21 protein-coding genes are annotated in these 24,771 nt (G+C 39.0%); 11 read left to right on the top strand and 10 right to left on the bottom strand.

Going from position 1 to position 24,771, the window contains the following annotated elements; all coding sequences use genetic code 11:
* Positions 1 to 13: 13 nt before the first annotated feature.
* Positions 14 to 430 (bottom strand): hypothetical protein, encoded by a 417-nt coding sequence (locus NZ848_RS11190; protein WP_259015555.1) that lies wholly within the window; start codon positions 428 to 430, stop codon positions 14 to 16.
* A 240-nt stretch (positions 431 to 670) separates the two neighbouring features.
* Here NZ848_RS11190 and NZ848_RS11185 point away from each other — a divergent pair, with 240 nt between their 5' ends.
* Both NZ848_RS11185 and NZ848_RS11180 read left to right on the top strand, forming a co-directional pair.
* Positions 671 to 1,453 carry a TIGR00266 family protein gene (locus NZ848_RS11185; protein ID WP_101726884.1) on the top strand — a complete coding sequence of 261 codons (783 nt, stop codon included), beginning with the start codon at positions 671 to 673 and terminating at the stop codon, positions 1,451 to 1,453.
* Between the two features lie 179 nt (positions 1,454 to 1,632).
* Positions 1,633 to 2,469: a sugar phosphate isomerase/epimerase family protein gene (locus NZ848_RS11180; protein ID WP_259015554.1), complete on the top strand. Its 837-nt coding sequence runs from the start codon at positions 1,633 to 1,635 to the stop codon at positions 2,467 to 2,469.
* Positions 2,470 to 2,518: 49 nt separating this feature from the next.
* Here the strand turns inward: NZ848_RS11180 and NZ848_RS11175 are convergent, their stop codons facing one another.
* Complete coding sequence (locus NZ848_RS11175; protein ID WP_253535499.1) at positions 2,519 to 3,100, bottom strand: ribonuclease HII; 582 nt, start codon at positions 3,098 to 3,100, stop codon at positions 2,519 to 2,521.
* Between the two features lie 10 nt (positions 3,101 to 3,110).
* Positions 3,111 to 4,499: an MATE family efflux transporter gene (locus tag NZ848_RS11170; protein WP_259015553.1), complete on the bottom strand. Its 1,389-nt coding sequence runs from the start codon at positions 4,497 to 4,499 to the stop codon at positions 3,111 to 3,113.
* A gap of 372 nt (positions 4,500 to 4,871) precedes the next feature.
* On the opposite strand from NZ848_RS11170, the gene plsY reads away from it, so the two are divergent.
* The 6 genes from plsY (at position 4,872) to NZ848_RS11145 (ending at position 10,208) form a co-directional block, all read left to right on the top strand.
* Complete coding sequence (gene plsY / locus NZ848_RS11165) at positions 4,872 to 5,474, top strand: glycerol-3-phosphate 1-O-acyltransferase PlsY (RefSeq protein WP_253532534.1); 603 nt, start codon at positions 4,872 to 4,874, stop codon at positions 5,472 to 5,474.
* Positions 5,475 to 5,609: 135 nt separating this feature from the next.
* Complete coding sequence (locus NZ848_RS11160) at positions 5,610 to 6,989, top strand: dipeptidase (protein WP_259015552.1); 1,380 nt, start codon at positions 5,610 to 5,612, stop codon at positions 6,987 to 6,989.
* Positions 6,990 to 7,149: 160 nt separating this feature from the next.
* A complete protein-coding gene (locus NZ848_RS21510) occupies positions 7,150 to 7,581 on the top strand; it encodes an FG-GAP and VCBS repeat-containing protein (protein ID WP_309600830.1) in 432 nt (143 codons plus the stop codon).
* 30 nt (positions 7,582 to 7,611) lie between these two features.
* Complete coding sequence (locus tag NZ848_RS21505) at positions 7,612 to 8,268, top strand: FG-GAP repeat domain-containing protein (RefSeq protein WP_309600829.1); 657 nt, start codon at positions 7,612 to 7,614, stop codon at positions 8,266 to 8,268.
* A gap of 70 nt (positions 8,269 to 8,338) precedes the next feature.
* Positions 8,339 to 9,166, top strand: a complete 828-nt coding sequence (murQ, locus tag NZ848_RS11150) for an N-acetylmuramic acid 6-phosphate etherase (RefSeq protein ID WP_259015551.1) — start codon at positions 8,339 to 8,341, stop codon at positions 9,164 to 9,166.
* Between the two features lie 52 nt (positions 9,167 to 9,218).
* Positions 9,219 to 10,208 (top strand): VWA domain-containing protein, encoded by a 990-nt coding sequence (locus tag NZ848_RS11145; RefSeq protein WP_259015550.1) that lies wholly within the window; start codon positions 9,219 to 9,221, stop codon positions 10,206 to 10,208.
* An 11-nt stretch (positions 10,209 to 10,219) separates the two neighbouring features.
* Here NZ848_RS11145 and NZ848_RS11140 read toward each other — a convergent pair whose 3' ends face one another.
* The 3 genes from NZ848_RS11140 to NZ848_RS11130 all read right to left on the bottom strand — a co-directional run bounded on the left by NZ848_RS11140 (position 10,220) and on the right by NZ848_RS11130 (position 14,264).
* A complete protein-coding gene (locus NZ848_RS11140) occupies positions 10,220 to 11,161 on the bottom strand; it encodes a hypothetical protein (RefSeq protein WP_259015549.1) in 942 nt (313 codons plus the stop codon).
* 214 nt (positions 11,162 to 11,375) lie between these two features.
* Positions 11,376 to 12,503, bottom strand: coding sequence for an SGNH/GDSL hydrolase family protein (locus NZ848_RS11135; RefSeq protein ID WP_259015548.1), 1,128 nt, complete (start codon positions 12,501 to 12,503; stop codon positions 11,376 to 11,378).
* 27 nt (positions 12,504 to 12,530) lie between these two features.
* Positions 12,531 to 14,264, bottom strand: a complete 1,734-nt coding sequence (locus tag NZ848_RS11130) for a DUF4091 domain-containing protein (protein ID WP_259015547.1) — start codon at positions 14,262 to 14,264, stop codon at positions 12,531 to 12,533.
* 206 nt (positions 14,265 to 14,470) lie between these two features.
* Here NZ848_RS11130 and NZ848_RS11125 point away from each other — a divergent pair, with 206 nt between their 5' ends.
* Positions 14,471 to 15,295 (top strand): SGNH/GDSL hydrolase family protein, encoded by an 825-nt coding sequence (locus NZ848_RS11125; protein ID WP_259015546.1) that lies wholly within the window; start codon positions 14,471 to 14,473, stop codon positions 15,293 to 15,295.
* Positions 15,296 to 15,465: 170 nt separating this feature from the next.
* On the opposite strand, the gene NZ848_RS11120 is transcribed toward NZ848_RS11125, so the two are convergent.
* Positions 15,466 to 16,599, bottom strand: a complete 1,134-nt coding sequence (locus NZ848_RS11120) for a hypothetical protein (RefSeq protein ID WP_259015545.1) — start codon at positions 16,597 to 16,599, stop codon at positions 15,466 to 15,468.
* A 5-nt stretch (positions 16,600 to 16,604) separates the two neighbouring features.
* Positions 16,605 to 18,377 (bottom strand): HSP90 family protein, encoded by a 1,773-nt coding sequence (locus NZ848_RS11115; RefSeq protein ID WP_259015544.1) that lies wholly within the window; start codon positions 18,375 to 18,377, stop codon positions 16,605 to 16,607.
* A gap of 413 nt (positions 18,378 to 18,790) precedes the next feature.
* Between NZ848_RS11115 and NZ848_RS11110 the strand changes: the two genes are divergently transcribed.
* Positions 18,791 to 20,005: a site-specific integrase gene (locus tag NZ848_RS11110; protein WP_259015543.1), complete on the top strand. Its 1,215-nt coding sequence runs from the start codon at positions 18,791 to 18,793 to the stop codon at positions 20,003 to 20,005.
* 616 nt (positions 20,006 to 20,621) lie between these two features.
* Here the strand turns inward: NZ848_RS11110 and NZ848_RS11105 are convergent.
* Positions 20,622 to 20,819 carry a hypothetical protein gene (locus NZ848_RS11105; protein WP_259015542.1) on the bottom strand — a complete coding sequence of 66 codons (198 nt, stop codon included), beginning with the start codon at positions 20,817 to 20,819 and terminating at the stop codon, positions 20,622 to 20,624.
* A gap of 289 nt (positions 20,820 to 21,108) precedes the next feature.
* Positions 21,109 to 21,558: a site-specific integrase gene (locus NZ848_RS11100; RefSeq protein WP_259015541.1), complete on the bottom strand. Its 450-nt coding sequence runs from the start codon at positions 21,556 to 21,558 to the stop codon at positions 21,109 to 21,111.
* A gap of 779 nt (positions 21,559 to 22,337) precedes the next feature.
* Here NZ848_RS11100 and NZ848_RS11095 point away from each other — a divergent pair.
* Positions 22,338 to 24,704, top strand: coding sequence for an outer membrane beta-barrel family protein (locus NZ848_RS11095; protein WP_259015540.1), 2,367 nt, complete (start codon positions 22,338 to 22,340; stop codon positions 24,702 to 24,704).
* Positions 24,705 to 24,771 lie beyond the last annotated feature (67 nt).

The following is a 24,771-nucleotide window of genomic DNA, read 5'->3' as shown; positions in this document are numbered from 1 at the left end:
GCTTTAATTGTTTTTACACCTTTTTAATTGTAAAGACGATTCGGTAATTTTCAAGACTGATAGGGTCTGGCGTTGACGGATACGGAGAAACCTCAGTTACTTCAATTGCATAAGTTGTTCCATTTAATATAACAGTTGTTCTGGGGGTTTTTGAGTTGTCGGCGTATAACTCTACCGAGGCATCTTTGGTAACGTTGTTTTCAGTAACACTGAAATAAACCTTTACCATACCTGCCCAAACACATACCACATTTTTGGGGCAGCGGCTGTCTTCTATTTTTGTAACCTTTACAGATACGCCTTCCTGCAGCATTACTGCCTGCGCGTAAGACATTTCAATTTTGCCACCTAAATTGGCCTGAGGCTCTGCCGTCTCTTTTGAGCACGCGGTTGCCAATGCAACCAGCATAATTACCATTAACTTTTTCATAAAACCTGTAAATTTAATTTGCACCAGCGTTAAGCCTTCCGTTTGCGTTGAAAACTGCCGTTTTGTTGCTGTCTATAAAATGTTTTTCTACTATGATACTGAATACCGGCAATTGGTTGGAAAAAAACAATATAAAAAAACAACCACTCCAATGTGGCGCTTGCCCATTTATGTAGTTTTTTTTGAAGTTTTTATTCTTAAACCTATATATTCGCCTCATCATTTTAATCCATTAAAGACATGCGTTCTCACGAAATTGATTACAAAATATTTGGCGAAGATATCCAGATTGTAGAAATAGAACTGGACCCTTACGAAACCGTTATAGCAGAAGCCGGTTCAATGCTTTTTATGGAAGACGGCATACAGTTTGAAACTAAAATGGGCGACGGCTCGCAACCTCAGCAAAGCATTTTCGGCAAATTGCTTCAGGCTGGCTCAAGGGTGTTAATGGGAGAGTCTGTTTTTATGACCCACTTTACCAATACAACTTCAAACATGAAGCGCAAAGTGGCATTTGCCGCTCCGTATCCGGGCACTATCAAGGCTGTTGACCTGGCCAATATTATGGGCAACACGCTTATTGTTCAAAAAGACGCATTCTTGTGTGCAGCTAAGGGCACTAGTATTTCAATACATTTTAATCAACGCCTGGGCTCGGGTTTCTTTGGGGGCGAAGGCTTTATTCTTGAAAAAATACAGGGCGACGGCATGGCCTTTATCCACTCGGGTGGTGTGGTAATTGAGCGGCAGTTAAATAATGAAACCCTTCGTATTGATACGGGTTGTGTGGTTGGCTTTGAGCCTCAGCTACAGTTTGACATTGAGCGTTCGGGCAGCCTTAAATCAATGATTTTTGGTGGTGAGGGTCTTTTCCTGGCAACGCTTCGCGGTACAGGGAAGGTCTGGATACAATCTTTACCGATTTCTAAGCTGATTCAGCGCCTGTCGCCTTATGGTGGCAATGCCAATAAAGAAAGCGGCTCAATTCTGGGCGGGCTGGGCAATATCTTTGAAAGCTAAGATTTCAGGCACTTTATATTTATAGGCACAGGCAAATTGCTGCTTGTGCCTTTTTTTATGAGCAAAAGCGGTTTACTCTAGCGTTTTCACAAAAAAAATCATAATCTTAATCTTAAAGGTTTTGTAAAATCAGCTAAATTGCCAAGTGTTATTAAAAAATCAAACCTTCTTTCAAAACTATGAATATTAACCGCAGAAAATTCCTGCAGCAATCTGCTTCTTTGGTTGCTATGGCACTTATAGCAAACAGAGTAGATGCCAAAGAAACCCTTAAACAATTTGGTTGCCAGCTTTATAGTATACGCGATGTGCTGCCTAAAGACCCAAGAGGTTATATGAAACAATTGGCCGATATGGGCTATAAATATTTTGAGAGCTATTCACAAGACCCGCTATGGGGAATGTCGCCCAAAGATGCCAAGGCGTTTTTGTCTGATATAGGCGTAAAAATGGTGAGTACGCACCTGGGGCTGCAGGAAACCAACGAGGAAATGATAGCCAAATGTGCCGAAGCCGGTTTAAGCTATGTAATTTGCCCGGGTATTGGGATGCAACCCTCGGCAGACGCCTGGAAAAAGAAAGCAGAAACCTTTACCCAGCATGGCGAAACCTGCAAAAAATATGGTTTGCGTTACGGCTACCACAATCACTCGTATTCGTTTCAGAATGCCAACGGGGTAAAAGGCCAACGTATTTTGTTAGAGAATACCGACCCGTCTTTAGTATGTTTTGAATTAGATATGTGCTGGATTGAAGCCTCTGGGGAAGATACGCTTGCGCACTTGAAAGAATACGGCAAACGCTATGAACTTTGCCATATTAAACAATTGGAAACCAAAGACCCAAGACCCAAACAAACCGATTTGGAAAAAGGTATTATTGACTACAAACAATTGATTCGTGCCGCTAAAGATGCCGGTATCAGATATTATCTGGTTGAGCAGGAGCAATATCCGGTTAGCCCCATTGAAAGTATGAAAAACGATGCCGCTTATCTGAAAACTCTTTCTTTCTAAGCGCTGATTTTATAAGTAAAACCCTTGTAGAGGCAACTTTACAGGGGTTTTATTGTTTTACGCCCCTGAATGTAAGCCGGTGGTAAGGCGACAGCCCATGCTGCAGAATGGCGTTCCGGTGATGGGTGGTAGGATACCCGGCATTGATATGCCAGTTATAATGCGGATACTCGGCGCTTAGTTTTTCCATCAGGTCGTCGCGATAGGTTTTGGCCAGAATTGAGGCGGCAGCTATGGATAAAAACCTGGAATCTCCCTTAATAATGCAGGTGTGCGGAATAAGCGGATAAGGCACAAACCGATTACCGTCAATCAGCAGGTGTTCAGGTCTGGTAGCCAAGGCATCAACCGCCCGGTGCATGGCCAGAAAACTGGCTTTCAGAATATTTATTTTATCAATTTCTTTTTCAGATGCCTCCGCTATCTGATAAGCAACAGCCTCTTTCATTATTTCTACACGCAGGCTGTTTCTCTGGGTTTTGGTTAATTGTTTGGAGTCATTCAGCCAGTTATGTTTATAATCTTTGGGTAAAATAACGGCGGCAGCCACCACCGGGCCGGCCAGACAGCCCCTTCCGGCCTCGTCAAGCCCTGCTTCAATCAGATTTTCGTTATAATATGACCTGAGCAACTCGTGACTTTTAAGCATCTTGTAATTCCAATTGATAATGTTCAGTCTTTTTCAGCTTGCCCACCATATAATAGAACCTTGTAGTGAGCAATCCGGCCGAAATGGTTAAGCCGGCAAAGAGGCCAATCCAGATACCGACGGCATCTTGCTTGAGGTTAAAACCCAGAAAATAGCCTAGTGGCAAAGCTACAACCCAATAGGCAAACATGGTAATCCAGGTAGGAATATTTACATCGGCAATGCCACGCAGAATACCCAGTGCCACTACCTGTATGCCGTCAGATAACTGAAATACGGCTGCTATGAGCATTAACTTACCGGCCAGCACAATTACTTCGGCATCTGATATATACAATTCTACCAGAAAACGGTTCAGCACAATAATAAGCAACATCATGATGGTCATGAAAGTACCCACCAGCAGCAAAGCCACATTGCCAGACATCTTTATCTTTCTGATGCTCCTCAGCCCCCTGCCCTCGCCTACCCTGATAGCCCCGGCTACACCCAACCCAGAGGCCATCATGTATGTGGTTGAGGCTATATTAATGGCAATCTGGTGCGCAGCCAACTGGGTTTCGCCCAACCAGCCCATCATCACCACTGCCAACGAAAAGGCCGCAATCTCAAAGAAAAACTGCAAACCACTGGGTACGCCAATCTTAAAAATCAGCTTCACCAAATCGGCAACCGGCAGCGGGTTATAAATGCTTTTCAGGTAATCTTTAAAAGCGCTTGCCCTGTATAAATACAGTAGCATCACCATAAACATCAGAGCCTTTGTCAGAAGTGTAGAAACTGCCGCTCCGTTAAGCCCCATTTTAGGCAAACCCAGATACCCATTGATTAAAAGTACATTTAATACAAAATTGACAACCAGCCCTATGATGGTAATCATCATGGCAACTTTGGTTTTTGAAAGTCCGTCTGATAATTGTTTGGAAGCAATAAACAAAAACGTGAATATATTAGAAATCAGAATGATGCCCATAAAAGCGGGCGATTTTTCATTGATTTCGGCCGATTGCTGAAATACTTCAAAGAAAGTAATGCACAAAAAACCAACGATACACATAAAAAGACCGAACCATCCGGCCGCCCAAAGGGCTGCCCGAAATAACCGGTTTACCTCTGCGGCATTCTGCTCTGCTTTTGCTTTTGAGATAAGCGGCGCCACAACAGCCAACCCACCCACACCGATAGACGATATAAGAAAAGCTATTGAATTGGCTATACCTGCCACACCCAGACCGATTTTACCCAGATAGTGGCCTACCATGATATTATCGGTTACGCCCATCAGAATAGAACCCAGTTGGGCCACAATGATAGGCAAAGCCAGTAAAACAGTTTTTTTTGCCTCGTCCCGAAAAGCAGGTGATAATAGATTAATACTCATACGATGTTGTGGAAGTTACCCCAAAGAATGGCCACACAACCCGGCTTTATTGCCAGATTAAAACAGTGATTTTAAAAAGACAACACCGCCTCAGTAAAAAAAATTTACTGACTGACGAAAAAAAACATTTTGTTAATCTATTGCAAGGGCTATTTATGCTGAATACAGGAGGCTTGAAAGCATGAACAGGAAAGTTAGTATGCGCGAATACTGTTTAAGCGAAATATACAATTTTATTGAAAAAATTTATACTCATAAAATATTGAATATAAGTATTTTATAGATTTTAATGAATTTTTAAATCTTTAAATCTCACAATATTTATATAGCTTTGCAAATCAATATCAAAACTAAAGAAAATTTATGATTGTAATGGGCGTTGTTTTAGCCTATTTGCTGGGATCTATTCCTACTGCTGTTTGGTACGGAAAAATTTTTCATGGCGTTGACGTCCGTCAACATGGCAGTGGTAATGCCGGGGCAACTAACTCTTTACGCACCTTCGGCCGCAAAGCAGGCATAATCGTACTGCTCATCGATTTTCTCAAAGGTTTTCTGGCAGTAGAAGCAGCCCATCTGCTTTTTCCTGATGCTAATAAATATCTCTTTCTGCTCATGGGTATTTCAGCAGTGGCCGGCCACCTGTTCCCGGTGTTTGCCCAATTCAGAGGCGGCAAAGGAGTAGCCACGGCACTGGGTGTTATTGCTGCTTCGTTTCCTTACACAGTTATCATCTGCCTGGCAGTTTTTCTGCTTATTGTTTTTACTACCAGATACGTTTCTTTAGGCTCCATTCTGAGTGCGCTGTTCTTTCCGATACAGATAGCCTTTAATGTGTGGGGAATAAACCCTGATAAAGACCCCTACTATCTGGCTTTTGGCTGTGTTTTATTTGTGGTTCTGGCCTTTACTCATCGCCACAACATTCAGCGCTTAATGAACGGAACCGAAAATAAGTTCGGCACTAAGAAATAAAAGCGGTTAGCCAAATTCCTTGTATTCTCTGCGGCAATTCTTTTACTTTGTGTAAAAGACAGCAGGCTTTTTGCTTTCTGTTACCATGCAAATAATTATCTGCCTCGCCTTGCAAGGGCGCTTCAACAAAATATTATGAGTACTTACATCAACCAGAACAAAGACCGTTTTCTGAACGAGTTGTTTGATTTCCTGAGGATTCCGTCTGTCAGTGCCGATTCTAAATTTCAACCTGACATGATTCGTGCAGCCGAATACATCAAAGAAAAGTTACAGCAGGCAGGCCTTGATAAAGCCGAGATATGCCCCACAGCCGGGCACCCGGTAGTATATGCCGAAAAAATAGTGGATGCCTCTCTACCCACTATTCTGGTTTACGGACACTACGATGTGCAACCTGCTGACCCTTATGAACTGTGGGATTCGCCACCGTTTGAACCTACCATCAAACAAACAAAGATTCACCCTGAAGGGGCTATTTTTGCCCGCGGATCATGCGATGACAAAGGACAGATTTACATGCACGTAAAAGCCATTGAAATGATGCTGGCCGAAGGGCATCTGCCGTGCAATGTAAAGATTATGTTTGAAGGAGAAGAAGAGGTGGGGTCTGAAAACCTGGGTAATTTTGTAAAAGAGAACAAAGAGAAACTAAAGGCTGATGTGATTCTGATTTCAGATACTTCTATCATCGCTAATGATATACCATCAGTTGAAACAGGTTTACGCGGATTAACCTACATGGAAGTCTCAGTAACCGGCCCTAACCGTGATTTGCATTCGGGTGTTTATGGTGGCGCTGTGGCAAACCCTGTAAATGTATTGTGCCAGATGATTGCCTCTATGCATGACGCCGACGGCAAAATAACAGTTAAGGGTTTTTATGATAAAGTAGTTGAATTGACACCCGATGAACGCGACGCCCTGGAAGCCGCTCCGTTCAGTCTGGAAGAATATAAAGCTGACCTTGATATTGACGAAGTAACCGGCGAAAAGGGTTACACCACTCGTGAGCGTGCGTCTATCCGCCCGACACTGGATGTAAACGGTATCTGGGGAGGTTATACTGGCGAAGGCTCAAAAACGGTTTTACCATCAAAGGCGTTTGCCAAAATATCAATGCGTTTAGTGCCTGACCAGGACTGGGAAGAAATAGCCGAATTGTTCGATGCACATTTCAGAGGCATTGCACCGCCTACTGTAAAGGTAACAGTTACCCGCCACCACGGAGGGCAACCTTATGTTACCCCTACCGAATCGGCCGGATATAAAGCAGCCATGCTGGCTATGGAAGAAGCCTTTGGCAAAAAACCTGTGCCTACCCGTGGCGGAGGCAGCATACCGATTGTTTCTCTGTTCGAAAAAGAACTGGGATTAAAATCTATCTTGTTTGGCTTCGGGCTTGACTCTGACGCGCTGCATTCGCCTAATGAGCATTATGGTTTAGTCAACTTCTACAAGGGCATAGAAACTATTCCTTTGTTTTATAAGCATTATGCTGAATTAATGAAATAACTATCTACGCAATCAGAAAGTCCTCTACATCCAAGAGGGCTTTCTGCTGTTTATATCCCATCTTATCGCTGCCTGGCACAAAGTTTATTATCGGTTGAATCGCAATCAATTAATTTTATTGTAAACTTTGTAGTATGTTTTACTGATTCTCCTTCAACCTATGAAAACTCTCCTTTTCTGTGTGCTTTCAATACAGTTATGTTTTGCGCAAGCCCCAAATTTTATACCTCAAATTATCGATAATCAGGTAAGTATCGGTTATGGACTGGCCATAGGTGATGTAGACGGCGACAAACGACCCGATATATTATTGGCTGACCAGAAACAGTTTGTATGGTATAGAAACGGCGACTGGAAACGCTTTGTGATGATTGAAAACCTGACAGCCCGAGATAATGTATGCATAGCCGCGCGAGACATAGACGGTGATGGCAAAGTAGAAGTAGCAGTTGGCGCCAACTGGAATCCGGCCGAGACGAACGACCCCATAAAATCAGGTTCGGTGCATTATCTGATTCGTCCTGCTGACCCTACACAAAAATGGGAAGCGGTAGAACTGCCTCATGAGGTAACGATTCACCGTATGAAATGAGTAAAGGCCAAAAACAAATATCAACTGGTGGTGGCACCCCTGCACGGCCTGGGTAACCGCAATGGCGAAGGTGCCGGTGTGAAAATATGGGCTTATGAAGTACCAAAGAATGTAAAGTCGGAATGGAAGCGCAATTTGATTGATTCAACCATGCACCTGACCCATAATTTTGAAGTGACAGAAGAGAATACCACCACATACCTTACCATCGGAGGCAAGGAAGGGCTTCGCACCTATCAGTACACCAACAAATGGGAGAAAGCGGGTAAAGAACACAAAAACATGATGATTGGTGAACTGAAATATGCAGAAGTAAACAAAAATGGCTATTTTGCAACCGTTCAGCCCATGCATGGCAATAAGCTGGTTTGGGTAGGCGATAACCGTGAGCCTCAAGTGCTGACCGAAAACCTGAATCAGGGGCATGCACTGGCACTGGCCGATTTCCTGAACCTGGGCAGGCCGCAAATAGCCGTAGGCTGGCGTGAACCAAATAAGGATAAAAAGGTAGGTATTCAATTCTATATACCTGATGCCACTTTTACCCAATGGACTGAACACATTATTGACGACAACACAATGGCCTGCGAGGACATGCAGTGTGCGGATATGGACGGCGACGGCCGTTTGGATATTATTGCCGCAGGGAGAGCGAGTAAGAACCTGATAATATATTGGAATAAATAGGTGCATTGCTGTTTTATAAGCTCTGGCGCATCTAAATTAAAACTTTTAAAAACACTACGAATAGCAGAATATGTCTCTTGGCTTAGAAAAACTGGCAACAGAATCGAGTTCGCATTACGATAATCTTGAAAAGATGTCGGTGCATGAACTGCTCATCAATATTAATAAAGAAGATAAAACGGTACCCGATGCCGTAGAAAAGTGCATTCCGCAGATAGAAGCATTGGTTAGCCAGATAGTACCACGCATGAAAACCGGGGGCAGGATTTTCTACATCGGCGCCGGAACGAGCGGCCGTTTGGGTATTGTAGATGCCTCTGAGTGCCCCCCTACTTTCGGGGTGCCGCACGGCATGGTGGTAGGAATTATGGCCGGTGGAGACAAGGCTATCAGAAAAGCCGTTGAAAATGCCGAAGATGATATTGAACAGGCATGGATAGACCTGGCGAAATATAAAATAAACGATAAAGATACTCTCATTGGCATTGCAGCATCAGGTAGAACGCCGTATGTAGTAGGTGGCTTAAAAACTGCCCGCCAGCACGGTATCCTGACAGGCTGTGTGGTTTGCAATGCCGGAAGCGCCGTAGCAGCCGAGGCAGAATATCCGGTTGAAGCCGTAGTAGGCCCTGAATTTGTAACAGGCAGTACGCGTATGAAAGCAGGCACGGCACAGAAGCTTGTGCTGAACATGATTTCAACGGCAGTAATGATTCAGTTAGGCAGGGTACGTGGCAACAAAATGGTAGATATGCAACTTACCAACCTGAAACTGATTGAACGTGCCACCCGAATGGTTATGCAAGAGCTGAAAATCCCTCATGAAGAGGCTCACGCATTGGTACTACAACACGGCAGCGTAAGAAAAGCAGTAGATTATTACAAGCAATCCTTATAATCACTCATTCACTAAATCACTCATTCACTCAATAGTTATTCACTAATTACAAATGTGGGATTGGTTCTCGATAGACTGGCTTAAATGGGAAACCCTGCGTTCGTTCGTATGGGCTGAGCGGGTGTATCTGTATTGCATTGCGGGCATCCCGTTTTTGTTTTTGTTGCGCTGGCTGTTTTACAACCGCGGCCAACAGAAACTTGGTTTATCGTTGAGCAACCCTCAGCTAAAACCCAGCTTAATTAGTTATTTACGGTTCCTGCCGCCACTTTTTTTTGTCCTGGGCATTGCCTTTGTTTTGTTATCACTGGCGCGTCCGCAACGTGTACGAGAAAGCAAAGAACAGTTTTCAGAAGGTATTGATATTATGCTGGCGATGGATATATCAGAGTCTATGCTTGAAAAAGACCTGAGCCCAAACCGCCTCGATGCCGCCAAAAATGTGGCCCGGGAGTTTGTTAAAGGCCGTTTTCAGGACCGTATCGGGCTGGTTATTTTTGCTGCCGATTCTTACTCCATCTGTCCGCTCACGACCGACTACGATATGCTGAACGAGTATCTGGATGAGATAAACAGTAACATGATAAAAACCTCGGGTACAGCCATTGGCAGCGCTCTGGCTACCTGTATCAACCGCCTGCGCGAAGTGCCGGGCAGCAGTAAAGTAGCCATCATATTAAGTGACGGCGATAATACCGCAGGAACGTTAGACCCGCTTACGGCTGCTGATTTAGCCAAATCGTTCGGTATAAAGGTGTACACCATTCTGGTGGGAAAAGACAGCCAGAATGTAAAAGTAGATGAAAGCACCCTTAAGAAAATTGCCCGGCAGGGTAACGGACAGTTTTTTACAGCCACCGACAACCAGACGCTACAGAATATTTTTGCACAGATTAACCGACTTGAAAAAGTAAAAATCAAAGACAGCATCTACCGCGACGTTGAGGACTTTTACTACATCTATCTCAACTGGGCAGTAGTATTTCTACTCACCGCCTTTTTCTTTAAAAATACCTTTGTAGGGAATATATTGGAGGATTGAGGGGGAGTTGGTTATTTTGTGGGTAACAAATCTGCTAATTCTTTAATTTTTGAAAAAACCTGGTCTGATAGCTTTTTATCATCTATTGTCTCTCTTTGCTTTTCTTCTTTAGTATCTTTGATTTGAGCGATTCCGAAAAAATTCCTTTCTGTTTTTATAAAATCTGTTATTAAAGACCTCATATAATCTTTTGTTCCTATTTCTTCGTCATCAATAGCTATGGATAAAGCGAATATCTTTAAATCAAGATTTGTTTTTTCATTATTCCAATACTTTATTTCTTCCTGTTGCTTTCGGTATTGACTAAAAAAGAAAAATGCAAACGCCTCAATTAATATTGAAATTGTGGCTCTAGGAATAATTTCAATAAGTTCTATTTTGTGCACTTGAATAGTTTGATATAAGACATAAATTGCAAATGCTGACGCCACAACACCAATTACTATATTTCCATAAGCATTATTCTGTATTCTATTTATTTCTCTACGAATGCGGAGACTTGTAGAGTCATAAAATTCTGATACTGAACTTATTTCTGTACCTCTTAATGATTTTGAATTATCTCCCTTAACTGTTTGTACTAACTTATTGAGTGCACTAATTTTATCTTCTATCAAATTATTCGCTTCTTCCACGTCTCCACTTTCAAGGCTCTTTTGTAAATCCTTATCAATATTTAATTTTAAAGTATTAAGAATTGCGTCTAAATATTCCCGCTTTTTATCGAATAGGCGTTTTTCATCAGACAGAGTAATTTCATTAGTATTTTTACTATTTAATCTAAATAACAATACCAGAGTTACACTTGTGTAAACTATAAAAATACTGAACTCAAGGTTATATATATTACCAATGTATTTATCTGATTTAATTGTAATAATTAAAACTGCAAGAGTAATAACTAAGAAAAAAATCAAACTATTTCTTTTAAAATAATCAAATAGTATTTTCATTTAGAGGATTCTTTTAAACCAATTTTAACGTACTTATACCACACCTTTGTTTAGTATAACTAATTAAATTCTAACAAAGAAAAGAAAATTCACCAATTAGGTTTATCATAAATTATTTTACGGCACTAGAAAAGTAATAAAATTCAAATAATCTATAAATTGTTTTTATAATACATAAAATAATCGTTACTAAATGCTTACTTTGAATATTTCTTTAATCTTTTTTTTTATTTCCCTTCCTCCGCCCCAAAATCCCTTTAATCACCTTCTCATAAGCGGCTGCATATTTCATCATGCCTATATCAGTTGGATGGGTGCCGTCTACGGTTGAGGCAGCATCGAAGCCTATTTCTTTTGCCGTGAGCAGGTAAATATGCTTTACGCCCTCTTTTTTCATGGCGGTAAAGGTTTTATTCATTACCTCACTGCTCCATTTGTATCGGTTAAAAAAGGTGGTATCCACTCCCACTTCCGGCACACCACAGCTGTGTTCTACCAAAAGAATCGGCACATCCGGATGTTTGGCCTGCAGGCTTTTTACTGAAGTGCGTATCCGGTTTTCTATCTCTCCACCGGAATACACTTTTTTATCAACCAGATTGGGCTGGCAATCAAGTACAAATAGACGGGCATTGGTTTCATTCAATAGGTCGATAACAGGTGGCTCTAACCGGCCATTGCCCGAGAACCCCAGATTAACAATTGGCAAATTAAGTTTGCGCCCCAGTATATTTGTCCATGCCAGACCGGGTCTGCTGGCGCAGGCGCCCTGCATAATAGAGGTGCCATACATTACCAGAGCTGGTTCTTTATTCACCTCAATAGGGGTAAATGATTTTCCATCAGGCACACCTACCTGCATCCATTTCGGGATATTATACAAAGGCAAATACAGGCGAAACTCCTTGAAAGGTACAGTGCTTATAACATTGGTAAACTTATAATGAACGGTATCACCAAAGCTATAAGCGCCCCGAATCCATTGCCAGTTATTGTTGGCATCCAAGCCATACAAATCAACCCCGCTAACGCCGGTGGCAGGCATGTGGTCCATGCTTTTGCTCTTTGTTACCTGGTACCGAACCGTTATTTCAGTTGCATTGGTAGTGAATTTGATGTATTCACCGGCCGTATTTTGCCCTAGCGACCACACGGCGTCTCGTACCGTTTTTTCTGCCTTCGCAGGCAGTCGGTCATAAGGTCTCACCAAATTGGTATGCCAAGCCCTCCCCTCAATAACCGGATAAGTAGCCTGGGCAGGATTCCACCATTTGATGGGCTGCGCTAATGAGGAAAAACTAATCAGCAACAACGAAAAGCAAAGACTGAGAATATGTTTCATAGTGGTATCGGTATTGAATAAGATAAACTACTCATTTAATAAACTTTTTGCCTGTGCAACCGTTGCTTCTGCACTTGCTGTCTCTAAATGCTTAATTTCAAATGTTTTTAGTGCGGCTTCCAGTTTATTAAGCTTGGCTGTTTGCTGTTTACTTTGGTATTCTTTTCGTAGTAATTGAATCTTCTCAAAATCCTGAATGCCCTCAATTATTTTCTCGAAACGGATAGATGACAGCGCACCCGGATACACCTGAAAGGTATCACCGGCAGGCCAGGCCGTAAAACGGCTGTCGGTCAAAGGCGCTTTGGGCCAACTGTTAAACGCCCAGCGCAAATAGCCATCCATGCCCGTGGCAGCGGTGTACCACCCCATCCAGACCATTTCGTCAGGTGGAGAGAATGTAAAAGCGTTCGGGTATTTCTCTGCACAGCAGGTGTACCATGTACTTATTTTGTTTTGTTGTTTTCTGCTTTGCAGAACATCATCTGGGTACTTCCATCTGGATGCCACACAGTAATCAAAAATATCTTTTTCAATTTCAGGGTGGAAATCTCCTGCCAAAGATACCTTCCAGCCTGTATCGATGCTTTTCAGTAATTTAATAACCGCTTGCATGGCAGGCATGGGGCGTTCGTCCATGGCTATGGTGGTTATCTCAAACCAGCCTTTTTGTTTCAGGTGCGCAGTAAAATCTGTCAGCATTGTTCTCCAGAAATCATTATATGCCGGGGTGCCAATGGCCTGCGTGAACACGACTTCTTTCCCTTCGGCTTCATCGTAATAAGTAAAAGCAATTTTCCAAGGCACCATGCTGTAGCAGTTAATCTGCTTCTTTATACCGCAGCTCATTACAAAAGCCACGTACTTATCAAACAGTGAGTAATCATAGACCCATTCGCCGTTTTTCTTTTTAGTCCATTTAATCAGACTCGGGAAATCATCATAAGTCTGGTGCCCCCAGGGCTCATTCACAATGCTGGTAGTGATGATTTTCTGTCCGGCATCAGCCAGCATGGTATAATACTTTCGCATCATGGCAAAGTGTGCCTCGCTCCACGGTTGCAATTGATGCACACGGGCAATGGCAAAAGGATGTTGCCAGAAATCAAGTCGGTAACTCCATTCCGATGGCGGTGGCAGCGTTTTATCTACCACATTCAGGTTAACATTAAGCGTATACTTCTTATCTGCCGTTACCGTAACTGTCCCTGAATATATGCCCGGCTGGCAATCGGCCGGAACTTTAATACTGAGCCATACAGGTTGCGTAGTATTTTTCTTCACCTGAATACTCTTGAGGTCTACATTGATAATATCAGCTACTTTAGATGAATCGAAGTTCTGAGGTTTCCGGTATCCGCAGCCGTCTCTGAACTCGTCAGTCATTACATATTGCACAAATCCGGTTGAAATAGCGCTCTTTTTTATCAGGCTTCCGCTGCTGCCTTTTAAGTCGCTTACACTAACTGTTACATTATTTACCTCTGTTTTTGCCCATACCAAAAGTTGGGTATGAACTTTTTCTCCTTTCCAGGCGCTTGCTGTCCATATAGAATTTTGTTGAATTGCCGGAGGCAACTCCTGAGCAAAGCGCTTGCTAGCTGAGGCAAAACTTACGTTGACACTTTTATTTACTTTTGCCCATTGTGCTGATAATTGAGCGGGAGTAACATCTGGCTTTTTTTGAAGAGCGAGGCTTACATCTTGTGCGAAAGAAAAGTTGGTGAACAAACAACATGCCCACAGAAGCAGATTTTTCATGCGTAGGTATTTCAAGGTTTATCTGGTTGAATAGAGGATTTAAATCTATTTCAAATTAAACAAAAATATTGAAGAGTTTTTATCGCTTTTGAAGAAGATTCGGCAGTGCTTGGCAAGCGTATGATTTCTAAATGCAAAATGACGACAGAAAAACAGAAAACATTTTCAAAATGCTTAACTTTACTTCACCTAAAACATTCAACCTCATGAAAAAACTAACCTTTGCTATCGTCCTGCTGGCGTTTTTCAGTTCATTCAGTTTCAAAGAACTTTCGTGGGTGGCTATCGGCGACTCAATCACCTATCTGAACGACCATCAGAAAGAAACCGATATCCGCATTACAAAAGGGTATATGACCTTAGTGGTTGAAAGATTACCACACATTAAGTATGTTAATCAGGGCCATAACGGCTGGACATCGGGCGGAATTGCCAACTCCATTGAGAAGCTCAACCTAACTAAAGCCGATGTTTATTCTATTTTTCTGGGCACGAACGACTGGTGGCAAGGCAGACCACTGGGCCAACTGACTGATTATAAAAATAACACCGGCAATAATACTGTTTACGGCTCGTTCAGAATCATTGTCGATAAGCTACGCAGCCTCAATCCTGCCGCGCCGATTATTCTGATAACACCCATGCAGCGGGTAGATTTTGTGTATCTTTTCAATTTCAAGAACAATGCCTACGGCTCTTACAAGCCCAAGAACGGACAAACGCTTGAGTCATTCGCCATGGCTATTGATTCAATAGGCAAATATGAGAAATTCCCGGTAGTTGATTTGTATCATACCAAAGGCTTGGAAATGGAAAATCTGGTAAAATTTAAACGCCTTAAAAATCCGCAGACAGGCGCCTACACCAACTATCGTTTTCCGGATTTCATCAATATCCCGTTCAACCCTGAAACCGATGAATACCCGTATCCGGTAACATCTATAGATATGACCTACGATGGCTTGCATCCTTCCGACAAAGGTTATGAACTGATAGCCAAGCCGCTGATAAAGATTATGAAGAGATATTAGATTGTGGGGCATATAACAGATACAAGTTATTGAAAATGCAGCAGATTTAAAGGCAATAGCTCAGGATTTCCCAGCACCATCCTAAAACGCAGCCATTGCCCGTATGCCGTTGAGGCTTTTCAGTTGTAATTGGTTTGGCATTGGGGTGGTGCAGGGAAAGTGCAATAATATTAGTCGGTTACTTCAAAAAACTTCTCATAACGATTCCATTGATGAACAGAATAATAATCGTTTCCATTACGGGCATCAAATTTTTCAGACAATTTAAAAACTTCCTCTTTTAGCTTCAATATCACTTCTTCAATTTGGTAAATACCGCTTTGTTCGTATAAATATTCATTGGGCCCAAAGGCAAGTTCAATGGTCTTAATCTTTGGTCTACTTTTTTTCAGTTGGTTAAAAAAATGATAGCAAGCCAATAAAAAACTATGAATAGATTTTGGTGTCAGATTATCTCTGACCTGCATAGTAAAAATAGCATTGATGTATTTTAAACCAATTGAAAACTTTTTGAATTTTGCCCAATAATAAATCTCGTCTATATAATTATGATCTTCTTTTTTTGTAGCCAACCTCATTGCTTTTATATAATTCTCTTTGGCTTTTTCGGCATCATTTAATGATGTATATAAAAAACACAGTGCTTCATAAGTTGCTCTTGGAACAGCTTCGCACGATAAATTATTCTTGAAAATTATTTCAGATACTTTAATCGCTTCTTCATGCTTTCCTATCGAAATCAGGAACGAAACATCAGCGCTATACATACATGCCTTACAATCACTCAAATTTTCTCTGCTACGTTCCCTGTACTCATATTTTCTATATTCAGTAAAAAGTTCTTTGGCTTTTTCTAGATACCCTAAAGAACTATAAACTTTTCTCTTAAAATCTAATACAGCTTTTTGGTTTCCTGAGTCATAGGCCAAAAAGCGACGTTCCATATCGGTCAAAGCTTCTTCAATTTTCGAAAATGGAATTTCAGGAAAATCAGGTAATGACCTAATGGTAGATTTATATAGCCACAAGATTGTTTTTCTATTTTGATAAACGAGATTATCCACACCTTGATTCTGGTCTAATTTAGCCAACAACCATATATTCTGTATCAAAGCTTCTTTATAAAAGCCTCTTTTCTGTAAGTTGTCTGTATAATATATGCGTGCTAACGCCTGTTTATTCAGATCATGATGTGCATCGGCAATTTTTATTGCTTTTTCAATGGGAATAATCTTTTCTGAAGGTGTATTTGCCCAACGATATTGTTCAAAAAGGTCTTCTATCTCTTGTTGATAATCTGCCATTATTTCTAAACCGTCTTTTCGATTAATTCATATAATTTATTATTTAAAACTTCTACCTCTTTTGAGTTGAGAGGGTGATGACCCAGCAAAAGAGAATTGACATAAATTAATTCAACAATTGAATAAATAACATCCCGGTGTGTGGATTTAATTAGTTTCTTGATAAGCTTATTCTCATAATTGAAGCAAATCACTGAGAAATTTATGGATGATGTTTGCGAAAATGTATCTAAAATACCTCCCCAAAGATTATCTGAGATAGAAGAAACCTGGTCTATGGTTCGTTGGAAACCAACACTTTCTGACATATAATAGAGCGACGGCAATGCAGCAGGTGAAAAACGCTTAATATCAGGCTTACACCTGAACTTTTCCAATGCAATGGTTGCTACTTCTAACAAAAGCTCACATTCTTCTGATTCTGACGCATTCAGATTACCAAATGATTTAAAAAAACTACCAATATCTACTTTTATAATAGGTTTTTCATACCCCTTGTTTTGAAGTTTTATGAGCAGTTCATAATCATACCCATAAAACGAATTGATTATAGTAATATCTTTTGAGTGCGAAATTTGTGAAACTTTTCTGAACTCATCTAAGTCATGAATGTAATTAATTACATCTTCCTTAATATCGTTCAATTTCCTTGGCCCCTTGTTTGTGGAAAATGAAATTTCATTAATGATTAAATCAAAAAACTCATCGTCTTCAAGAGCAACCATTTTAAAGGTCTCTGAATGAATTTCAAATATTCTGGCTAGTTTATCCGGATTTTCAAGTGCTAAATCTTTAAAATATCGTTTGATAGTTTTTCCTAATTCAAATCGGGTTGATTCCAGATTTTTATCTTCGTACAAACTCTCTCTCGATGCTGTAGGACGGAGGTTCGTAACATTTAAAACGGCTTTGAAAAAAAAGGCCCATCGTGGTAGAATGCTCTCAATCTCATCTGATAAAAGCATATTTTTCAGAAAAACCTTATGCCGGTTACGATTGCTCGGACTAACAGCCATCGGGAGTAAGTACATAATCCCTTTTACATTAGGTAGATTGATTTCAACGTATTCTTTGAATTTAAGGTGAAAGGTCTCCCTTCCATACTCTATATAAGCTGCTCTTTTAGTGCCTGAATTGCTATATTTAGTTTCCCAAACTGGTTGAATACGATTGACCAGTTCTGAAGATGATTCGTTACTTTTAAAATAAATAGGGAATGGTAGAATCTCACCATACTTTTTTAATAAAGAAGAAATTTCGTGCTCTGTAAATAAGTATTCATATCCTTTTTTTGCCGATAAAAATACCTTTGTACCAATTTCCATTTCGATATCCAACTCTGACACTTCATAAGTTCCATCTATTCTACCTACCCACTTTATTGGTTTATTTCCCTCTGATTTTGTAATTATAACAATGTTTTCAGAAACCATAAAGCAAGACAAAAGCCCTATTCCAAACTGGCCAATGAATGTATCGCGGCTTTCGGTAAAATAGCCTCGCTTGGTACTAGACCCAATACTTGACAAAAAATTATTGACTTCATCTAGTGTTAATCCAATACCATTGTCTTCGAAAATCAATTCGTAATGATTTTCATGCTCATATAATTCAACATGAATAGACGGCGTACTGTCAAATTCTTTAAATTTTCTTGCTGTGATGGCATCGGTAGCATTTTGCAGAAGTTCACGGATAAATACGTGTTCACTACTATAGAGGTGATTGGACAGAACATCCAAAACACCTTCAAGATTAACTTGAAAGGCCTTTTTCATTCAGAATACTTATTATTGGGTTGTGATTTTTTCTAGTCTACAAGAAGATTTAATAGGTTGTTGGTTTTATACCAAATGGATGTGGCCTATCGAAATCTTTTTTAGTCAGAATATATTAGCTAATAGTCAAAACAAATAAAACTAAAAAAACCCTGACCAGCTAATAATTTTGCTAATCAGGGCTTTCTTTTTTGTAGCGGGAACAGGACTCGAACCTGTGACCTTTGGGTTATGAGCCCAAAAACAATCGGTCTTTATTGGTTTCTATTGTATTATAAATATCTTATTATTAGCCATTTACAAAATTTAAAATCTTATAGAATTTAAGGAAAAACACAAAATGTTGTACCTATGTTGTACCAAATTTTTATTATCTTTGTTTCAACGCAAAAATAAAGACAATAATTTTCTCTATGGCATCGTCTATAAAAGCTGTTCTTCGCAAAAAGAAAAACATTGATGACACCTATCCTCTTACGATACGAATAACAACAGATCGTAAGACAACTTTTATTTACTTAGGATATAATATACTCGAAAAAGATTGGGACATAGTCGGCCAAAAGGTACGGAAATCGCATCCCAATTCGGTACGCTTGAATAATTTGATTCAACAGAAAAAAGCCGAAGCAAGTGATGTTCTTTTAGACCTGCAAAACAAGTCAGAAACCGTAACCCTAAATGATATAAAACAAAATTTAAAACCATCAGGAGGGAAATCTTTCTTTGACCAGGCGAATGAATTTATTGCCAATATGAAGAAAGCGGGTAAATACAATCGTGAAATGCCTGAACAATCCAGAATAAACAGCTTTAAGAAATTCCTGAAAGAAAAAGATATTACTTTTGATGAAATTACAGTTCCATTACTAAAAAGATATAGAGCCTATTTAAAAGGTGAGTCTAAGCTAAAAGAAAGGTCAATAGTTAACAACCTGATGATTATACGGACAATCTTTAATCAAGCTATTGCAAGTGGAATTATTGATAAAACGAATTATCCATTCGGTAAAAATAAAATACAAATTAAAATACCAGACTCTCTAAAAATTGGGCTTACCTCCGAAGAAGTAAAGCTGATAGAAAACTTAGACCTTAGTAGTAAGCCAAACCTAAATCATGCCAGAAATTTGTGGTTATTCTCTTTTTATTTCGCGGGTATCAGACTTGGCGATTTACTGCAAATCAAATGGACAGACTTTCAAAATGACCGTCTTTTCTACTCAATGGATAAAAACTTGAAACCTGGTTCTTTAAAGGTTCCGGAAAAAGTTTTCAAAATTCTGGACCAATACCGCAATCATGAGTACAAAAACGATTTAATTTTCCCAGAGTTGAAAGTGTTGAATGACCTAAACGACAGCTATCATGTTCAAAGGAAAACATCTTATGCAGATAAAAATATCAATGAATCTTTAGAAAAGATCGCAAAAGAAATTGGATTGACAAAGCCATTAACAATGCATATTTCCCGACATACTTTTGGCAATATTTCAGGTGGAAAAATTGATATAAAAATTCTACAAAAATTATATCGTCACACAGATTTAAGAACCACAATCGGGTATCAGGCGAACTTTATCCACCAAAATGAAGATGATGCTTTGGATTCTGTTATTGGTGCTTAGGGTCTATACCTATCTAAAATTCCTGTCGATAAGAAATTTGGGAAGATGCTCCAGGTATAATATTCGTTGATTCAATTTAACTTTAAAAATCGCTGATAGACTTTCAAAACTTTACTTCCAGTCCATCCTTTCTCTTTCTCGGGATAACAACATCCACGTCTATAAGTATTTAAAGTTCGTGCAATCTTTTTAAAATTTTAAAAAGATTGTCTGCTAAATCTTATTTGAATGATACGTGTTCCATGGACATGGCGAGACGTTCTTAGTGACTAATCTTTTTTTTTAAAAATTCAGAACCTTACAAGCTGAGGGTCTGGGTTCAAATCTCTCAACTACCAGACTGATAATTAAGCAATTATGAGGTTTCCTTGTAAGTTCTTTTTTTGTAAACCGAATTTTATAGTGTATTTAATTTGATCTGGATAAAACTGAAAAGTGATCCTTAAATCTCTTCCAAGGCTCATAACTTTAACAATAAAAAGATAATTACTCATTTGCTGTTCCCCTATACAAAGCGAGTATACCTTAGTACGAATATATATATATATAGTTGAGATTTTATACTTGATAAATGACAAATATGGTATATTTACTCACTTTCAGCATATTCTTAATATCACTGAACTACTATCATGCGTATACCTACCAGAATGCGTATTTCATTTGCTTTTTCTACAAAAGGACGAATGCGGAAATATCCTGATGCTCTGAAGTATCCTACTAGTGCATCAAAGAAATAGATATTTCGATGTTTGAATATGCCCTCTATTTTAGTAAGAAGTGTATTTTCGTTTGTAAAAAATTTAGTCGACATCATTTATCTTTTTTTAAATCAGCTGGTACTTGCTTAAATTCTAAATGCAATAAAGTTAGGAGATGCAAGTAAAAAAAAATTATAATCAATTATACTATACTCAAAATCTTAATCGCGCTTTCTTCAATTTTTTCTACGGGACATTGGCAAATATAAATAAAAAGAATCATCTGAATTAAGAACAGTAAAAAATATAAAGAAAATTGGAAAAGCACTCTTCTGAATAACCCAATAATCAGGTTTACTCTGTACACTCCTATCCATCTACTAGCAAAAATAAATATTGCTTTTACCCTAAAAGCCTATCATTATAATCATCCAATATATTTACTGGTAATCCTTTCAAATATATCTCGGTGGTTTTTATGCTTGAATGCCCAAGCATTGAGCTGATAGCTGTTAAAGGAATATCAAGAAGCATTACTTGTGTGGCAAATGAGTGACGGCTAACATAGCTTGTTAGATTTGAATCAATCCCACACAAAGTTGCAAGTGTCTTTAGTTTTTTGTTGTACCTTCTCCTTGACCATTGAATTTCCTTGTCTCGAAAAGCAGCTTCCTCTCTCTTTAAAATTGGAAATACAAATTTTGAATCAGCATTTTGTTCAATATAGTTTGTTAGTATTTTTTCCAGCGAAGGAGTTATATTTATATCATATATTTTTGCTGTTTTCCGGCGACGATATTTGATACGTCCATTCTTAATACCGCTTTTTTTCCAAGTAAGCCATATAAGCAAAATTTATTCTTACATCACATAATTTGCATGAAAATAATTCTGCGTATGACGCATAGGACAATTGGTTAGAAATCAACTTCTATAAACTTCTCTAATAAATAACTTTTTTGGGCACCTCTATTTGTTGACGAACTCTTTAATTCAGTTATCAGAGGACAATCCCTGCTACTCGATTAAACTCAATTCAAGACAGGTACCGTTAAATAACTTTACACCGAAAAATAAGGCAAAGTTCTTGTAGTGTAATATTTAATTTATACATTAGCACAAGTAAATAATTCATAATCTCTTTAATAGCCAGAAGGGTCTGATTCATTTACTAATTAAATGCTGGTACTAAAATCTCCCTAGTGTTTTTTTACCTCTGCATACCAATGCCGTGATGGTATGTTATCTATTTGCAAACTGTATCTATAACAATCAAACGCAAGTCCTGAATGGAAACCATTCAGTATTAAAAATTTAATTTGCTCTTTTGCTATAGGCAGAAGAATTATTGATTTAAACCTAACTCCATTAAAAAATCATTTAATGGCGATGACAAAATTTTAAATGAAGTCATTGTTATGGAAATACTATGTCTTTTCTAAAATATAATTTTTACAATATTACATTATATTTTTCAGACAAACACATAAGTGTAACGACCAGTAGCAATGTTTGGATCATTTTAAAGTGGAGTATTCAATCATGAAAATGCGGCTTACAAGGGCCCGTATTGATAAAATTTAACGATGATGCATCTGAAAGTATTTTTTCTTTTTCTAATCTCTTTGCTAATGAGTTCCGGAGATGTCTTTGCTCAAACAAAGAAGATTTTCATTTCTGGAAATGTAACAAACGAGCATGGAAAAAGTCTCTCAAGCATTGAAATTTTTGTTTATAAAATGCCTGACACCGTATCAGTATTACGAGGACAATACACAGATTCTACTGGTAAATTCAACATTTATTTATCTGAATACGGCGATTACATATTGGGATTCAGACAGTTTAGCGATACAAACCAAACTTTTACAGGGTTAATAGCACTATCAGAAACGAAAAGTAGCCATGAAATCAAGGATTTCATTATTTCAGAAACCGCAACAATGCTAGGCGAAATTTCGATAAAAGCCAAAAAACCATTGATTCAACATGAACTGGACAAAGTAATTATCAACGTAGAAGGTAATTATCTGGCTAAAGGTAAAAGCCTGGACAACATTTTAAAACTTGCACCAGGCGTTGTGATAGACTCTAAAGGGACTGTGAGTATCAACGGGAACGCTAATATTACATTCCTGATTAATGGCAGAACCATGAAATTAAGTGGCGAAGCACTTAATGCCTTTTTGAAAACACATTTATCAGAAAATATATCATCACTGGAGATTATGACAAACCCATCAGCAAAATATGACGCTGAAGGTACCGCGGCCATCATTCGTATAGTACCTAAAAGAAATAATCAGCAGGGCACCAAAATTACCAATTTTGCTTCTTATGGTTATTCAGGTGTGCATACAGGTGTGTATAGTCCTCAAATTTCTCATAAGAGAAAGAACACCATCATAGAAGCCAATATTACCCTTATAAATGACCCCAAATTAGATGTGTATGAAATAGAAAGAAAATTCAAATCGAATAATAACCGGATATTTCAGAATACAGAAGAGCTAAGAACTGACAGGCTGGTATCATATCAGTTGGATTATTTCAATACCCTTCGTAACAATCAGGAAATAGGGGCTGTGTGGTCTGGTTTCAAAAATTTTAATAAAAGTAATACAGACATAAACAATACATTAATCAGCACTGCAGGTGGAGACTCATTCGGAAAAAACAAAAAGAGTATCCATACTAATGAAGATAATCTGGGCGCTTTTTATCTGAAAAGGCTCGACAGCCTGGGTAGCAATGTAGATGTAAAGGCCAACTACTGGTTTTCAGCAGATAAAGGAAATTTTGATAACTATTCGGTAACAAAATCCACTAAGGATACCCTGGATAATCTTATCTATAAAACCAGTAATAATTCAAAGATATTTACATTGCAGATGGACATTCTTAAAAACAAAAGCAACGGCAGTTACCTTGAGTACGGTGGAAAATTCAGCAATGTAAATACTATTTATGATTTAAATTATCAGAAATTAGTAAGTAATCTGGGAGATAATATTTTTGGAGGAAAGTTTGACTACCAGGAAGAAGTGTATGCTGCCTATTTTAACAAACACTTGCCCAAATACAAAAGATGGGAACTGATGGGAGGGCTAAGGTTTGAAAGCAGCAGGTCAAATGCCTTCTATAAAACATCGTACGTCTTGAAGTACAACAGTTTTTTTCCAAGCTTATTTGTTAAATATGCTTTAGATTCTGCGGAAAACAATGTCCTGAATTTTTCGTATTCAAGACGAATATCCAGGCCTAAATATCATCAGTTAAGTCCCGTTCCAAACTATCTCAATGCTTATGCATATTCGGTAGGCAATCCGTTTTTGAAGCCTGAATTTGTAAACAGAGTAGAAAGCAAGTATATCTATAAAAACAATTACTCGCTGACACTGGCTTACGAAAAATACAACAATGTTTTCACATCAATAGCCTATCAGAATCCGGACAACTCGTCATTTGTTTCTACTACCGAAAACCTGTCGCAACGTTCAAATCTTGAATTGACCCTCAGTATTCCTGTCAATTATAAGATTTTATCAATAAATACTTACGCTGGTTTAAGCTATAATCAATTTAAAGGGCCAATAGGAAATGGGATGCTTTTACGGCAGTCAGCGTTCTCGATACTTATTAATATTTCAGGCGCCCTATCTTTGCCTAAAGGCTATAATCTGGAGTTTAACGGCATGTACATAAGCCCCAACACAACAGGCCAAACAATGATTTTGAGGCGCAACGATTTATCATTGGGCATTAGTAAAACATTTAAAGAGCGAACCTACGTCAAACTGTCCATTGAAGACCCTTTTTACTTTAATTGGGAGCGGGTCAGAATAAATACCGACGAGCAGGAAACATTTAGCCTGAACCGCTGGAACTCCCGGAAAGTAACATTGACATTAGTTCATTCAATAAGCAGAGGTATGGATTATAACAAAAGACGCGCTCCGAAAAGCAACAGTCAAGAAACATATCGGACCTCCAAATAACAATTCTGTCAGAATAGCCTTGTTCATGCTGATGAATCGAACAGTCTTAATGGCCATTTAATTATGA

This window comes from Emticicia fluvialis (genome assembly GCF_024793945.1).
In the GTDB taxonomy this organism is placed as follows: Bacteria; Bacteroidota; Bacteroidia; order Cytophagales; family Spirosomataceae; genus Emticicia; species Emticicia fluvialis.
Note: the sequence above shows the minus strand (reverse complement) of the source record. Positions and strands in the feature narration are given on the sequence as shown.